Source organism: Methylobacterium sp. E-065, assembly GCF_022829605.1.
In the GTDB taxonomy this organism is placed as follows: domain Bacteria; phylum Pseudomonadota; class Alphaproteobacteria; order Rhizobiales; family Beijerinckiaceae; genus Methylobacterium.
Genome location: NZ_JAKSYD010000289.1, coordinates 112,706 through 125,865, shown reverse-complemented (window position 1 = coordinate 125,865; position 13,160 = coordinate 112,706). Strand labels below are relative to the sequence as shown.

General features: G+C 68.0%; 11 protein-coding genes and 3 pseudogenes. 8 read left to right on the top strand and 6 right to left on the bottom strand.

The features are described 5' to 3' along the window. The first annotated feature begins 6 nt into the window (after positions 1 to 6). Positions 7 to 468, top strand: coding sequence for a cupin domain-containing protein (locus MKK84_RS32585; protein WP_243926730.1), 462 nt, complete (start codon positions 7 to 9; stop codon positions 466 to 468). Between the two features lie 23 nt (positions 469 to 491). Here the strand turns inward: MKK84_RS32585 and MKK84_RS32580 are convergent, their stop codons facing one another. Next, positions 492 to 1,469: an SMP-30/gluconolactonase/LRE family protein gene (locus MKK84_RS32580; RefSeq protein ID WP_243926728.1), complete on the bottom strand. Its 978-nt coding sequence runs from the start codon at positions 1,467 to 1,469 to the stop codon at positions 492 to 494. A 167-nt stretch (positions 1,470 to 1,636) separates the two neighbouring features. On the opposite strand from MKK84_RS32580, the pseudogene MKK84_RS35605 reads away from it, so the two are divergent. The 4 genes and pseudogenes from MKK84_RS35605 to MKK84_RS32560 all read left to right on the top strand — a co-directional run. Then, positions 1,637 to 1,786: pseudogene (locus tag MKK84_RS35605) on the top strand (MarR family transcriptional regulator); the annotation flags it as partial. 6 nt (positions 1,787 to 1,792) lie between these two features. Continuing rightward, positions 1,793 to 1,996 (top strand): hypothetical protein, encoded by a 204-nt coding sequence (locus tag MKK84_RS32570; RefSeq protein ID WP_243926726.1) that lies wholly within the window; start codon positions 1,793 to 1,795, stop codon positions 1,994 to 1,996. Positions 1,997 to 2,467: 471 nt separating this feature from the next. After that, positions 2,468 to 4,381 carry a PAS domain-containing protein gene (locus MKK84_RS32565; RefSeq protein WP_409566571.1) on the top strand — a complete coding sequence of 638 codons (1,914 nt, stop codon included), beginning with the start codon at positions 2,468 to 2,470 and terminating at the stop codon, positions 4,379 to 4,381. A 203-nt stretch (positions 4,382 to 4,584) separates the two neighbouring features. Then, positions 4,585 to 5,130: a PAS domain-containing protein gene (locus MKK84_RS32560; protein ID WP_243926722.1), complete on the top strand. Its 546-nt coding sequence runs from the start codon at positions 4,585 to 4,587 to the stop codon at positions 5,128 to 5,130. 120 nt (positions 5,131 to 5,250) lie between these two features. On the opposite strand, the pseudogene MKK84_RS32555 reads toward MKK84_RS32560, so the two are convergent. The 5 genes and pseudogenes from MKK84_RS32555 to MKK84_RS32535 form a co-directional block, all read right to left on the bottom strand. After that, positions 5,251 to 6,840 (bottom strand): annotated as a pseudogene (locus MKK84_RS32555) (ATP-binding protein); the annotation flags it as partial. Positions 6,841 to 6,842: 2 nt separating this feature from the next. Then, on the bottom strand, positions 6,843 to 8,615 hold the full coding sequence (locus MKK84_RS32550) for a PAS domain-containing protein (protein WP_279599835.1): 1,773 nt from the start codon (positions 8,613 to 8,615) through the stop codon (positions 6,843 to 6,845). Between the two features lie 27 nt (positions 8,616 to 8,642). Next, entirely contained in the window at positions 8,643 to 8,876 is a 234-nt protein-coding gene (locus MKK84_RS35600) for a hypothetical protein (protein ID WP_279599834.1), read from the bottom strand. A gap of 264 nt (positions 8,877 to 9,140) precedes the next feature. Further along, positions 9,141 to 9,551: an ester cyclase gene (locus MKK84_RS32540; RefSeq protein WP_243926720.1), complete on the bottom strand. Its 411-nt coding sequence runs from the start codon at positions 9,549 to 9,551 to the stop codon at positions 9,141 to 9,143. Between the two features lie 17 nt (positions 9,552 to 9,568). Beyond that, a pseudogene (locus tag MKK84_RS32535) lies at positions 9,569 to 10,645 on the bottom strand (catalase family protein). Positions 10,646 to 10,997: 352 nt separating this feature from the next. Here MKK84_RS32535 and MKK84_RS32530 point away from each other — a divergent pair. From MKK84_RS32530 to MKK84_RS32520, 3 genes are all read left to right on the top strand, one after another. Continuing rightward, on the top strand, positions 10,998 to 11,234 hold the full coding sequence (locus MKK84_RS32530; protein WP_243926718.1) for a hypothetical protein: 237 nt from the start codon (positions 10,998 to 11,000) through the stop codon (positions 11,232 to 11,234). A gap of 78 nt (positions 11,235 to 11,312) precedes the next feature. Beyond that, positions 11,313 to 12,194 (top strand): cytochrome b/b6 domain-containing protein, encoded by an 882-nt coding sequence (locus MKK84_RS32525; protein ID WP_409566569.1) that lies wholly within the window; start codon positions 11,313 to 11,315, stop codon positions 12,192 to 12,194. Next, a complete protein-coding gene (locus MKK84_RS32520) occupies positions 12,191 to 13,114 on the top strand; it encodes a molybdopterin-binding protein (RefSeq protein WP_243926717.1) in 924 nt (307 codons plus the stop codon). The genes MKK84_RS32525 and MKK84_RS32520 overlap by 4 nt, the downstream gene beginning before the upstream one ends. Positions 13,115 to 13,160: the final 46 nt, after the last annotated feature.

Below are 13,160 nucleotides of genomic sequence, written 5' to 3'. Positions count from 1 at the left end.
CAGCCTATGGCCAATCAGGACAACGGAGGCCCGCCGCCTCGGGTGCCGTACTGGCACGTCTACACCGATGTAGACGGCGTGAGTCGTCAGGCGCGATTCGAACTCGACGCGTTCACGTTCGAGGGCGTGAACTCCGAGACCGCCCCGCAATGGAACGACAAGCAGGAGCCGACGAAGTCCAACGTCACGGTCACGGTGCTCCCCGTTGGCTGGGTCGGGCAATGGCACGAGAACCCGAAGCCGCAGTGGATCGCGATCCTGTCGGGCCGCTGGTTCGTTGAGACCATGGACGGAACCCGCGTCGAGATGGGGCCGGGCGAACTGATGATGGGCGAGGACCAGAACACCAGGGAGCGCGACGGCAAAAATGGTCATCTGTCGGGCACCGTCGGCGATCAGCCTTGTGTGATGATCGTGACGGGCCTCGACGTGGAGCCGACTGTAAACCAACCGGGTCGCTTCAAGTAGTCGTCCGAGGGACCAAGCGCCGCTCAGGCGCGCAGGTCGACCGCCAGAAGGTAAGATTGCGCGGCGATGAACAGGCGACCGCGGCCCGGGCCGTCGAAGCAACAGTTCGAGGGCGTGGCGGGCATCGGGATAAAACCGAGGCGAATGCCGTCCGACGCGTAGATGTGGATGCCGTCGCCGGCCGTCGTCCAGACCCAGCCGCGCTCGTCGACGGCAAACCCATCCGGATAACCATGGTCGGTGCGGCAGAACAGTCGCCGCTCCGAGAGCTCGCCGGTAGCAGCCACGGTGAACGCCTGGATCTCGTGGGTGTCGCGCGCGTGGCCACCGATGATCTCGCCGAGGGACCGAGCCGTGTCGGACACGTAGAGTGTGCGCCCGTCCGGTGAGAAGAACAAACCGTTCGGCTGCTCGAAGTCGGCCATGCGACGCAACGCGCCGTCGCGGGAATCGAACCGGTAGACGCTGCGGTGGTCGAGTTCGGGATCGACGAGGCTGCCCTGGTTCGGCATGAGGATGCCGAAGGTCGGATCCGTGAACCAGATCGAGCCATCCTGCGCCACGGTCACGTCGTTGGGCGAGTTCAGGCGCTTGTCCTCGTAGTGGGTGACGATCGGTTCCGGCTCGCCGTCGGCGTTCGAGCGGCTGATGCAGCGTCGGCCATGCTCGCAATGGACGAGGCGCCCCTCGGCATCGACGGCATTGCCGTTCATGAACTGCGTGTTGTCGATGGCGACCTCGACACGGCCATCGGGATACCACGCGAGGAGGCGCCGGTTCGGCACGTCGGACCAGATCAGGCGGTCGCGCGACGCATCCCAGATCGTGCCCTCGCCGTGCAGGGTGAATTGATAGAGGATCGACGGCACCTCATCGAGGGACAGAGCCTCTTCGAGCCTGGGATCGTGCACCTCGATACCGGTGAAGCTGTCGAGCTTCCGGGGCGGCCCCGCCTTACGCAGAAGCCGGCCCGGCGACAAATCGATGCTCTTCGACATCATGCTTCCCATATCCTACCAACCACGCGTCGATCGCGATGCGCGTTGAACCCGAACGCGCCCTCGACGGTTCGGTGCCCCTGCGAGCGTGTGACCGGATGAGCCCCGCTCAGGCCCTCGCCCGGCTCGGATGATCCGCCTCAAGCCAACGGCTGCTGTGACCGGCAGGTCTGCGCACGACAACCGGCCTGTCGGCGGGACATGAAAATCGTCCGGCCGGCGAACTCGGCGCGCGGCTCCACATCGGGCCCAGCGCGATCACGCCGCTCGTCGACAGGCTGGAGGCCGCCGGCTTCGTCGCCCGCGCCAGGACCTCGGACCGGCGGGTGGTGCTGGTCGCCCTGACCGATGCCGGGCGTCGACTGGAGGAGGAAGCCTCGAAGGCGCAGCAGGACGTCGTATGCCGGGTGGGTCTGTCGGACGGCTCGCTGTCGGCTCTGCGGCAAGAACTGATGAATCTCGCGGACCGCGTCACCGCCCCCGTCGCGGTGCAGGGCGCTTACCCGGGTCGGCCGCGGCAGGGCAGATGAGGACGGCGCTCGATCCCGTTCCGTCCTCGGGCGCCCGACGCCCGACAGGCTGTGCGTGCCCGTCCATCGCGTCCGGAACCATTCGGGATGGAACGACCGGGATCGCGCCTTCGTGGCGAGGATGGTGCAGTCGGAGCGCCTTGCGGACCGAGCCGCGTCGTCGAGCGTTGACGCCTTGCAGCGCGAAAACGCTTTCCACCTCTTCGAATCCGAGGCCGAACATCCGTATGTCCGCCCACCCTCTCGTCACCGACACATGGAGCCCAGGCCGGTGCTCCGCTTCCGAGGCCCGAACCGAGTCCTGCGAGGCGTGAGGTGGTGATCGACGCGACGGCGTTCCTCTCCGGGGGCGGTGAGGCCGCGCGCCTCATTCGCGAGCGCGACTGGTCGGGCCATCCTCTTGGGCAACCCGAGACGTGGCCGCAAGCTTTCAAGACCGCGCTCTCACTGGTCCTGAACTCGCCCGAGAGCATGATCCTGGCCTGGGGGCCGGACCTGCATTTCTTCTTCAACGACACCTATTCTAGGCTGCTCGGCCCTCGGCTGGCCTGGGCTACGGGCGAGCGCTTCGACCGGGTCTGGGCGGACGCTTGGGACCAGGCGCAGCCGATCATCGAGGACGCCTTCGCCGGGCGCAGCCATCGCTTCGAGGACCTTCCGTGGAAGCTCGACACCGACCGCGGGGCGGCGCAGACGTGGTTCTCCTTCTCCTACTCGCGCGTGCTCGATGCCGACGGAGCGGTGGCAGGCCTCTTCATCTTCACCAACGAAACCACGCAGCGGATGCTGGCCGACGCCGCCCTCAAGGAGAGCCAGGAAAATCTGGAGCGGGCGCTCGACGAGGTGCGTTGTCTGAACGCGACCCTTGAGCAGCGGGTGCAGGAGCGTACCACCGAGCGGGACCTGATGTGGGACACCGCCCCGGACCTGATGCTGATCATCGATTTCGAGGGGGTGTTCCGGAGGGTCAACCCGGCCTGGACCCACCTGCTCGGCTACGAGCCGCACGAGCTCGTCGGCCACCACGTCAACGAGTTCGTCCTGGCCGAGGACCATGCCGAGACGGTCGAGGCTTACACCGAGGCGGCCGGGGGAGGGATGCCCCGCATCGTCAACCGCTACCGTCACAGGGACGGCTCGACGCGCTGGATCTCCTGGACCGCAGCGCCGGCCGGGAACCTGACCTACGCGACAGGGCGGGACATCACCGTCGAGCGGGAGCGGCAGGCCGACCTGGAACATGCGCAGGAAGCGCTTCGCCAATCCCAGAAGCTCGAAGCCGTCGGCCAACTCACCGGCGGCGTCGCGCACGATTTCAACAACCTGCTCACCATCATCCGCTCGTCGGTGGACTTCCTGCGCCGGCCGGACCTGCCCGAGGCGCGCAAGGACCGCTACCTCAACGCGGTCTCGGAGACCGTGGAGCGGGCCGCCAAGCTCACCGGCCAGTTGCTGGCCTTCGCACGCCGCCAGGCCCTCAAGCCCGAGGTGTTCGACGTCGGCGAGAAGGTCGGCGGGATCGCCGAGATGCTCGACACCGTCACCGGCGCGCGCGTCCGCGTGGTGACGGATATGCCCCATGCGCCGTGCTTCGTCCGGGCGGACCTGAGCCAGTTCGAGACCGCGCTGGTCAACATGGCGGTCAACGCCCGAGACGCGATGGACGGGGAGGGAACGCTCACCCTCCGCCTGGGGTGCGGGGCGGCTCTTCCCGCCATCCGCGGCCATGCCAGTTCGCGCGAGGCCTTCGCGGCGGTCTCCCTGACCGATACGGGCTCAGGCATCCCCCCGGACCGGATCGGGCGGATCTTCGAGCCGTTCTTCACCACAAAGGAGATTGGCAAGGGCACGGGGCTCGGGCTGTCCCAGGTGTTCGGGTTCGCCAAGCAGTCGGGCGGCGACGTCGACGTGGCCAGCGCGATTGGGGAAGGCACCACTTTCACCCTCTACCTCCCCGAAGTCGAGCCCGAGGAAAGTCTAGCCCGCGACCGCGTGCACGACGGCGAGCTGGCTCCTTTGGGAACCGGCCAGCGTATCTTGGTGGTCGAGGACAACATCGGCGTCGGCCAGTTCGCGACCCAGATCCTGGAAGACCTCGGCTACCGGCCGACCTGGGCGGCCAACGCCGAAGAGGCGCTGGACCGGCTCGGCGCCGACGGCAACGGCTTCGACATGGTGTTCTCCGACGTGGTGATGCCGGGCATGGGTGGCGTGGACCTCGCCAAGACCCTGCAGCGGCGGCTGCCGCACCTGCCAGTGGTCCTGGCGTCCGGCTACAGTCACGTGCTGGCGCAGGAGGGCACGCACGGGTTCGAGCTGCTGCACAAGCCCTATTCCGCCGAGCAGCTCGGCCGCATCCTGCATCGGTTCCTCGGTCTACGGTAGGAACCGTCGAACCTTCCCGGTCCGATGCCCGGGCAAGTGGTCACGAACCCCGCCGACACGCCTTCTCGACGCGGGTGACGTGGAAACCGCGCGGACCGCGAGACGGGGCGGATGCCCGGCTGGAAACGGTATCGGGCCGACGCTTGTGCCGCCGCTGCGGAGAGATATTGTCTCGAAGCATCCGCCCAAGCAGAGGCCCATCGATGATCTTCGTCACGGACGCGGCCGGTGCCTGCGTCTACACCAGCCCGGAGTGGACGACGCTCACCGGACAGGAGGTCGCCGACGCCCTCGGCCTCGGATGGCTGGATCGCGTCCACTCCGACGACAGGGCCATCGTCGCGGAAACGATGGCTGCCGCGGTCCGTCGCGGGGAGGAGTTCAGCGTCAGGTATCGGCTACTCAGGCCGGACCGCACCCTTCGCTGGGTCGGAGCGGGCGGCGTCCCTGCGTTCGGCATGCTGGGCGATGCCTTCATCGGTTACTTCGGCACGGTGACGGAACTGGCCCCGGGCGCGACGGACACGATCACGGCCTACGGCAAGATCGAGCGGTTCGTGCCGCCGGCGCCCCATCCGAACACGATGCCGAATTCCTGGCTGGACCAGGTCGCGGATCACCTGCTCCTGGCGCATTCGCTCATCGAGTCCGACGGTGGCAAGGAGGCCCTGCCGGACCTCCGCAGCGCCCTGTTCAAGATCGGCCAGGCGCTCGCCGCCAGGATCGAGGTCAAGGAGCGGCTGAACTGAGCGACGCCGTCACGGGCGGGATCGTTTCTCCTGTTCGACCTTCGGCGATGCTGCCGCCCGAAAGTGGCGAGACCGGTCTGCAAACGGAACCCTGCGCCGCCGTGGATGCCCTGGGGCCGGTCAGCCCTGACCCTCGATGATGCCGCGGATACGGGTGGCCAGCGCCTCCAGGGCGAACGGCTTGGTCATCACGTTCATGCCGTGCGCCAGGTGCCCATGGTTGAGCACGGCGTTCTCCGCGTAGCCGGTGATGAACAGGACCTTGAGGTCCGGGCGGTGCTGGCGCGCGGCGTCCGCCATCTGGCGACCGTTCAGGCCCCCGGGCAGGCCGACATCGGTGACGAGCAGGTCGATGCGCACGTCGGACTGGAGCACCTTCAGGCCCGAAGCGCCGTCGCCGGCCTCGATGGCGGCGTAGCCGAGGTCCTCCAGCACCTCGGTGACCAGCATGCGCACGGTCGGTTCGTCGTCGACCACCAGCACCGTCTCAACGGCCTTGGCGCGAGCGGCGTCCGAGAGGTCGGCCACGACCTCGGCATCCTCGGCCTCGCCAAGGTGGCGGGGAAGGTAGACGCAGACCATCGTGCCCTGCCCGACCTCGGAGTAGATCCGGACCTGGCCGCCCGACTGCTTGGCGAACCCGTAGATCATCGACAGGCCGAGGCCGGTGCCCTCGCCGAGCGGCTTGGTCGTGAAGAACGGGTCGAACGCCTTGGCGACGACGTCCGGGGTCATGCCGGTCCCGGTGTCCGAGACGCAGAGCGCGACGTACTGGCCCGGGCTCAGGTCGCGCTCGCGGGCGCCGCGCTCGTCCAGCCAGCGGTTGCCGGTCTCGATGGTGATCCTGCCGCCGTCCGGCATCGCGTCGCGGGCGTTGATGCACAGGTTGAGCAGCGCGTTCTCCAACTGGCTCGGGTCGACCAGCGTCGGCCACACGCCGCCCATGCCGACGAACTCGACCGGTACCGCGGGGCCGACGGTGCGGCGGACGAGGTCGACCATGCCCTCGACCAGCCGGTTCACGTCGGTCGGCTTCGGATCGAGCGTCTGGCGTCGGGAGAAGGCGAGCAGGCGGTGCGTGAGGGCGGCGGCGCGCTTGGCAGCGCCCTGCGCCGCGCCGATGTAGCGCTCCAAGTCGGACATCCGCCCCTGGAGCATGCGGGTCTGCATCAGCTCCAGGGAGCCGACGATGCCGGCGAGCATGTTGTTGAAGTCGTGCGCGAGGCCGCCGGTCAATTGCCCTACCGCCTCCATCTTCTGGGACTGGCGCAGGGCTTCCTCGGTCTTGGCCAGGGCCTCGGCCGCCGTCTTGGCCTCGGTCACGTCGCGGACGGCCGAATAGACCAGCCCCCCGCGCGGCACCGCGTTCCAGGACAGCCAGCGGTAGCTGCCGTCCCGATGCCGGTATCGGTTCTCGAAGAAGAGTTGCGCCTCGCCCCGAATCAGCCCCGCCGCGGCGGTCTTCGTGGATGAATGGTCGTCGGGGTGCACGAAATCGAGGAAGGGCTTTCCCCTCAACTCGTCCTCCGACCAGCCCAACGTCGTGCGCCAGGCCGGGTTGAGGCTCGTGAAGTGGCCGTCGAGGGTCGCGACGCAGAGGAGATCGCTGGAGACGCGCCAGATCTCGTCGCGCTCGGCCGTGCGCGCGGCGACCTGGGCTTCGAGCTCCGACTTCTCGGAACGGAGCAGGGCCTCGGCCCGGTGCCTGTCGGTCACGTCCTGGACGAAGACATGGAAGCCGTCGACCGCGCCCCCGGTATCGCGCCGGGGCAGGTAGCGGATCTCGGCGACGCGCAGGCGCCCGTCCCGATGCGGTCAGTCGAGCTCGAACAGGACGGACTCGCCCCCGAGGGCCCGGTCGACGAAATCCTTCCGGGCCGCGTAACCGGCCGGGCCGCGTAACCGGCCGGGCCCAGGAGCTTGCGGACGTCTCGTCCCACCACCTCGTCCGGCGGGACGAAGAACCAATCTCGATAAGCCTCGTTGGCGAAGCGGTAGACGTGGCCGGCGTCGATGAACGCGATCAGCACCGGAAGCGCGTCAGCGATCAGGCGGAGCTCGCGCTCGTTGGTCTCCGCGAGCAGCTCGGCATTCCTGCGAGCGGTGATGTCATTGAAGAACACGGCGACGCGGTGGTCCCCCGGTTCGCCGACCCGGTGCGCGCGCACGTCGAACCAGCGCCCGAACCCGGAGGCGTAGTTCTCAAATCGGGCCGGCTCGCCGGTCCGGGCCACGCGGCCGTAGCTGTCGAACCAATGCCGTTCCAGGCCGGGCGCGAACGTGCTGACCCACCTGCCGGCGAGGTCGGCGCCGGTCTGCCGGGCGAAGGCCGGGTTGGCCTCCTCGATCAGGTAGTCGACCGCCCGCCCGTCCGCGTCGAACCGCAGCCTGAGGATGTAGAACCCGACCTCGATGGTCTCAAAAAGCGTGCGGTACCGATTCTCGCTCTCGCGCAGGGCCTCCTCGACGAGGCGGCGGTCGTGGATGTCCTCGACCACCCCGTACCAGCGCACGATGCTCCCGGCCGCGTCGCGGCGGGCCTGCGCGCGGGCGCGCATCCAGCGGTACTCGCCGCTCCCCGCGATGTTAATGCGGTAGTCCACGTCGACCGGGTCGCCCGAGGAGAGGCTCGCGGAGAACACCTCGACGGTACGCGGGACGTCGTCCGGATGAAGGGCCTTCATCCAGCCGGTGCCGTCCGGCTCGCCTGGCGCCTGGCCCGTCAGTTCGAGCCAGCGGTTCGAGTAGGACGTGATGTTGCCGGCCGGGTCGCAGGTCCACGGCACCTGCGGGTTCAATTCGACCGTGTGCCGGAAGTGGTCCTCGCTCTCGCTGAGTCTCGCCTCGCTCTCCCTCAACGCGCGTCCTGCCTCGTGCTCGGCGGTACGGTCGCGGGCGATCTTGGTGAAGCCGAAGTGCTTCCCGACCTTGTCGAACAGCGGCATCATCTCGCCGGACGCCCAAAAGCGGCTGCCGTCCTTGCGCAGATGCCATCGCTCGTCGGAGGCGCGGCCCTCCTCACGGGCCCGGCGCATCTCGGTCTCGATGCGACCGGCCGCTCGGTCCTCGGGCGTGAAGAAGCGGTCGGCGGGTTGCCCGCGCATCTCCTCGGCGGTCCAGCCGAACACGCGTTCCGCCCCGGCGTTCCAATCGGTGACTAGGCCGTCGCAGTCGGTGACGACGATGGCGAACTCCACGGCGCTGTCGAACACCGCCCGCTGCCGCCGCTCGTTCTTCGCCAGGCGCGACATCGTCTGCCGGTAGCCGGTGACGTCGACCTGGCTACCGAAGTGATAGAGAACGCGCCCCTCTGCATCGAGGATCGGGCTGATGAAGAGCTCGTTGAGGAAGGGCGTGCCGTCACGCCGGTAGTTGACGATATCGATGGCGAGGTCGCGCCTGGCCGCCAACGCGTCCCGGATGGCCTGGACGTGGGCGGGGTCGGTGTCCGGTCCCTGCAGGAAGCGGCAGTTGCGGCCGAGCAATTCGTTAGCGCCGTAGCCGGACAGGTCCTAGAAGGCCCGGTTGGCGAAGACGATGGGGTCGTCCGGCCGGCTCGGGTCGGTCAGGATCATCGGCGTGCGGGTCTTCTCGACCGCGGCGAACAACTCGTCCCGGCCGCCCGGCGTCGTGCGGACCTGGCGCCCGAAAGCCTCCGGGGAGCCCCCGGCCTGCAACCACCTGAGCCGCAGGATCTCGGCCTCAAGCTCGTCGCGCGACAGCGATTTCAGATCCGAACCGACCAACGTCCGCCCTTCTCGATTGGCCGGGACCTCCCCGCAATCACAGGAATCCGGTGTCCAAGCTGCGAGGGGCTGACCGGTTCCGCTTCCCCGGCGGCACCCCGATTGGGAAAACCAATCGGTTCAGCGCCGGCCAGTCAGCTTCCCGCGCTCGCGGAAAGACCCACCTCAAGCTTGGTCCGGCGGGGTGTAAAGAAGGCGGCCGTCGAGCGGACGGTGTCCAAGCGTCGCGGTGCGCCGACCGTCCGCAGAACGCCGCCGCGACCCTCAGGCATCGATGGCGCCGACCTGCTTGAGCAAGGACAGGTTGTCCATCAGGGCCCAATGCTCTGCCAGCCGACCGTCCACGACGCGGAAGAAATCCATCACGGCGATATCGACCGCATTGCCGGTGGCGGGCGTGCCCTGGAACGTCCCGGTATGACGGCCGGTGAAGCGGAGACGCGCCAGCACCCGGTCGCCCTCGGCGATGACCTCGGCGACATGCATCTCGATGTCCGAGAAAGCGCCGTGCAGCACTTCGCCGAGCCTGGCGACGCCCGCCGGGCCACGGACCTCGAAGTCGAGGCCGGGGTCGTGGCGCACGAAGTCCGGGGCAATGAACCGCTCCCACCACACCGCGTCCCGGTCCCGGAACGCGGCGAAGTAGGCGCGGACGAGGTCCTTGTTCGATTCCATCGGCACCGCATCCACCCTCAGCGACCGGTGGGCTCGTGGATCGGGCAGCCGTTGAAGCGCTGACGGAATTCGGCCGAATCCCTGTAGGGGGCGTTGCGGGCCCGGTTGATGTCGCCGAGCGGACGGTGGGCGGCGAGGCCGGTCCAGACCGCGAAGCGCATGCGCTCGTCCACGGCGTCGACGCGGATCGCGTCCCAGCTGTCCTGCGGCCGGACGGTGATGGTGGCGACCCGTTGGAACGGCGCCTCATCCTCGTTCCACTCGACCGTCGGGTCCTCGACCGGCTGACGCGCCAGGTCGCGGCACAGCTGCACACGGAACTCCCAGACGCCCTCGATGCCGGCCATCTCCGACCTGACCGTCTCGCGGATCGCGTCGGGGCGGCCGGAGGCGTCGATCTCGGTGCCCGTCAGGGTCGTCAGCGCTGGCGCTACGGGGGCCACGGAGAACTAGGCGATGTGGTCTCCGTACCGGAACGGCGTGACGCTGTAGTAGGTCTCACCGAGGGGGTCGACGTTCGGTGCGCCGCCCAGCGAGCCGAGCGTCGGGCTCTCGATGCCGATTGCGGTCAGCGCCTTGTTCACCCCGCGCAGCACGCTGGAGGCGGCGACCTTCACGCCCTCGATCCGGTCAGTGGTCTTGGCGAGCAGCTTGAGGCTGCCGAGGAACTTCTCGGCGTTCGGCGCCTGGAACACCTTGCCGTTGACCATGACGAAGTCCTGCGTCGTCCCCTCGGCGTCGGGCAGGCGCTCGCCGGCCACGTCCAGGACCTTGATCGCGAGGCCGCGCGGCAGGGAGACGGCGTCCGGCAGGATGTCGCCCGCGTTCGTCGACATCCGCATGTAGACCTTGTGCTCGCCAGGGGTCGAGAACAGCCCTTGCGCGAGTTCCGGCGGCAGGCCCGCGTCGATGCGAAGCGTGCCTTCCAGGATGCCGTGGGCCTTGGCGTGGACCGAGCGCACCGCGTGGCCGGAGTCCTTCGCGATTCTGTCCAGGATCTTGTCGAAGGTCTCGTTCAGACTCTCAATGGTCTTGCCTTCGTCGACGGCGATCTTCTCGACGTCGGGGGAATAGCGAACGGGCGCTGCCGGCATGCACGATCTCCAAAACTCACTTGTGCACAACCGATTAAGCCCGGACCCGTTCCGGTCATCTCCCCGATCAACCTCTCTTACTGGCCTCACGTGATCGAAAACTGATCGCGTCGCCCTGGAGGTGGACCGTCAGCGTTCCCGGTCCGGTTTGAAACTTTCTCCTCCATGCCTCCGTACAGGTTGGCGTACGCCCGGCCTGGGCGCGGCGCGAGGCCCTGCCTCGACGTCCGATTTGTTGCGCCAAACTCTGTCGGACGACAATTTTTATTCGATAAATCAGGAACTTGGTGGTCGCCCCTTCTCTTCTCTCCCTGTGCGAAAGGGGATTCCTTCCCCCTATAGGAGACGTCGAATGAAGATCACCACCCTTGCCCTCGCCGCTTCGGTCCTCGGCAGCCTCGCGCTCGGAGCCGGCGCCGCCTCCGCCGCGCCGATGGGCCCGAACGGTCTCCAGGCCGGCTCCTCCGCGGTCACCCAGGTTCGCATGGACCGCAGCGAGCGGATGATGATGAAGAAGCGGATGATGCGGAAGCAGATGATGAAGCGCCGCATGATGAAGAAGCGGATGATGATGAATCGCGGCATGTGATTTCGAGGCGCGGTGCGCTTCCGGAGGCCCCGATCCCGGGGCCTCCGCCCTGGCCGTCCTGAGTGCGGGAAAGACCGTTTGGCTCGAACCTACCTGACCCGATCCGCTCCCGAGACCGGCGAGGTCGAGCGTCGCCGCTGGATGTTTCGCCACCCTCTCGTCATCCGTGTCACCCACTGGGTGAACGCGGTCTGCCTGCTGGTCCTGCTGATGAGCGGCCTGCAGATCTTCAACGCCCACCCGGCGCTGTACTGGGGCAAGGTCTCGACCTTCGATGCGCCGCTGCTGGCGATGTCATCGACCGAGGACGATCCGCCCAAGGGCGTCACAACGGTCCTGGGGCGGGCTTTCGACACCACCGGTGTCCTGGGCTCCTCGGTCGGATCCAACGGCGAGGCGGCCGACCGCGGCTTCCCGGCCTGGGCGACCTTGCCGAGCGACCAGGACCTCACCGGCGGCCGCTCCTGGCACTTCTTCTTCGCCTGGGCCTTCGTCCTGAACGGACTCGCCTACCTGCTTTACAGCCTGGCCAGCGGGCAGCTTCGGTTCCGCGTGATCCCGTCCCGCGACCAGATCCGGCATTTCGGCGCGTCGATCCGGGAGCACCTGACGCTGCGCTTCCCGCAAGGCGACGAGGCCAAGCGCTACAACGTCATCCAGAAGCTCACCTACCTCGTCGTGCTATTCGTGCTCCTGCCGGTGCAGGTCCTGGCCGGCCTTGCGATGTCCCCGGCGATGGATGCGGCCTTCCCCTTCCTGCTGACGCTGTTCGACGGACGCCAGTCGGCCCGCACGGTCCACTTCGTCGTGGCGGTCCTGCTCGTCCTGTTCGTGGTCGTGCACGTCGCCCTGGTCCTGCTCTCGGGCTTCCGGAACAACATGCGCGGCATGCTCACCGGCTGGTTCGTGATCGAGCGCAAGGTCGAGCCGGCACCCGTCACCGGGGAGACCCGGGTATGAGCCGCCCTCCCAGCCGACGTGCCCTCCTGACAGGAGCGTCCGCCGCGGCCGCGGCGGCCATGCTCGGCGGCTGCGACCGCCTCGGCAACGCGGAGTGGTTCCGCCGCACGCTCAAGACCGGCGAGGACGCAAACCTGTTCGTCCAGCGCCTGCTGCTCACTGATCGGACGCTGGCCCCGGAATTTACCGAGGCCGACATCTCGCCGTGGTTCAAGCCGAATGGGACCGAGGACCCGCCCGACAGGGACTACAAGGCCCTGGCGAAAGGCAAGTTCGCCAAGTACCAGCTGGAGGTCGGCGGCCTCGTCGAGGCGCCCTTCAAGCTGTCCCTGGCCGACCTCCGCAAGCTTCCCGCCCGCACCCAGATCACCCGGCACGACTGCGTTGAGGGGTGGAGCGCCATCGGCAAGTGGACCGGGGTGCCGCTCGCCGAACTGCTCAACCGCGCCCAGCTCAAGCCTCAGGCACGCTACGTGGTGTTCCACTGCGCCGACACCATGGATCAGGGCAGTCCGCTCGAAGGCGGGGGAGACGACGAGGGGGCCGACAAAGTCCCCGCCGGCAACGCCAACCCGAGCATGACGAAGCAGTCGGGCGGCGGCGAGAGCAGGAAGGACTCCGGCGGCCAACAGGCGACGGAGGACGATGCGGCCAGCGGCGGAACGCCGGTTCGGTTCTACGAGAGCATCGACCTGGTCGACGCGTTCCACCCGCAGACCATCCTCGCCTACGACATGAACGGGCAGGCGCTTCCCGTGTCGAACGGCGCGCCATTGCGCCTGCGGGTCGAGCGCAACCTCGGCTACAAGCAGGCGAAATACGTGATGCGCATCGAGGTGGTCGAGAGCTTCGCCCACATCGGCGACGGCAAGGGTGGCTACTGGGAGGACCAGGGCTACGCTTGGTACGCCGGCATCTGAGTTAACGCGGACGTGACGTCTACGTCACTGCGGGCATTGCGAGCGT

What these genes read in the sequence shown, in the direction of transcription:
- MKK84_RS32585 (WP_243926730.1), top strand. Translation starts at nt 7, where the DNA reads ATGGCCAATCAGGACAACGGAGGCCCGCCGCCTCGGGTGCCGTACTGG.
- MKK84_RS32580 (WP_243926728.1), bottom strand. Translation starts at nt 1,469, where the DNA reads ATGATGTCGAAGAGCATCGATTTGTCGCCGGGCCGGCTTCTGCGTAAG.
- MKK84_RS32565 (WP_409566571.1), top strand. Translation starts at nt 2,468, where the DNA reads ATGATCCTGGCCTGGGGGCCGGACCTGCATTTCTTCTTCAACGACACC.
- MKK84_RS32560 (WP_243926722.1), top strand. Translation starts at nt 4,585, where the DNA reads ATGATCTTCGTCACGGACGCGGCCGGTGCCTGCGTCTACACCAGCCCG.
- MKK84_RS32540 (WP_243926720.1), bottom strand. Translation starts at nt 9,551, where the DNA reads ATGGAATCGAACAAGGACCTCGTCCGCGCCTACTTCGCCGCGTTCCGG.
- MKK84_RS32530 (WP_243926718.1), top strand. Translation starts at nt 10,998, where the DNA reads ATGAAGATCACCACCCTTGCCCTCGCCGCTTCGGTCCTCGGCAGCCTC.
- MKK84_RS32520 (WP_243926717.1), top strand. Translation starts at nt 12,191, where the DNA reads ATGAGCCGCCCTCCCAGCCGACGTGCCCTCCTGACAGGAGCGTCCGCC.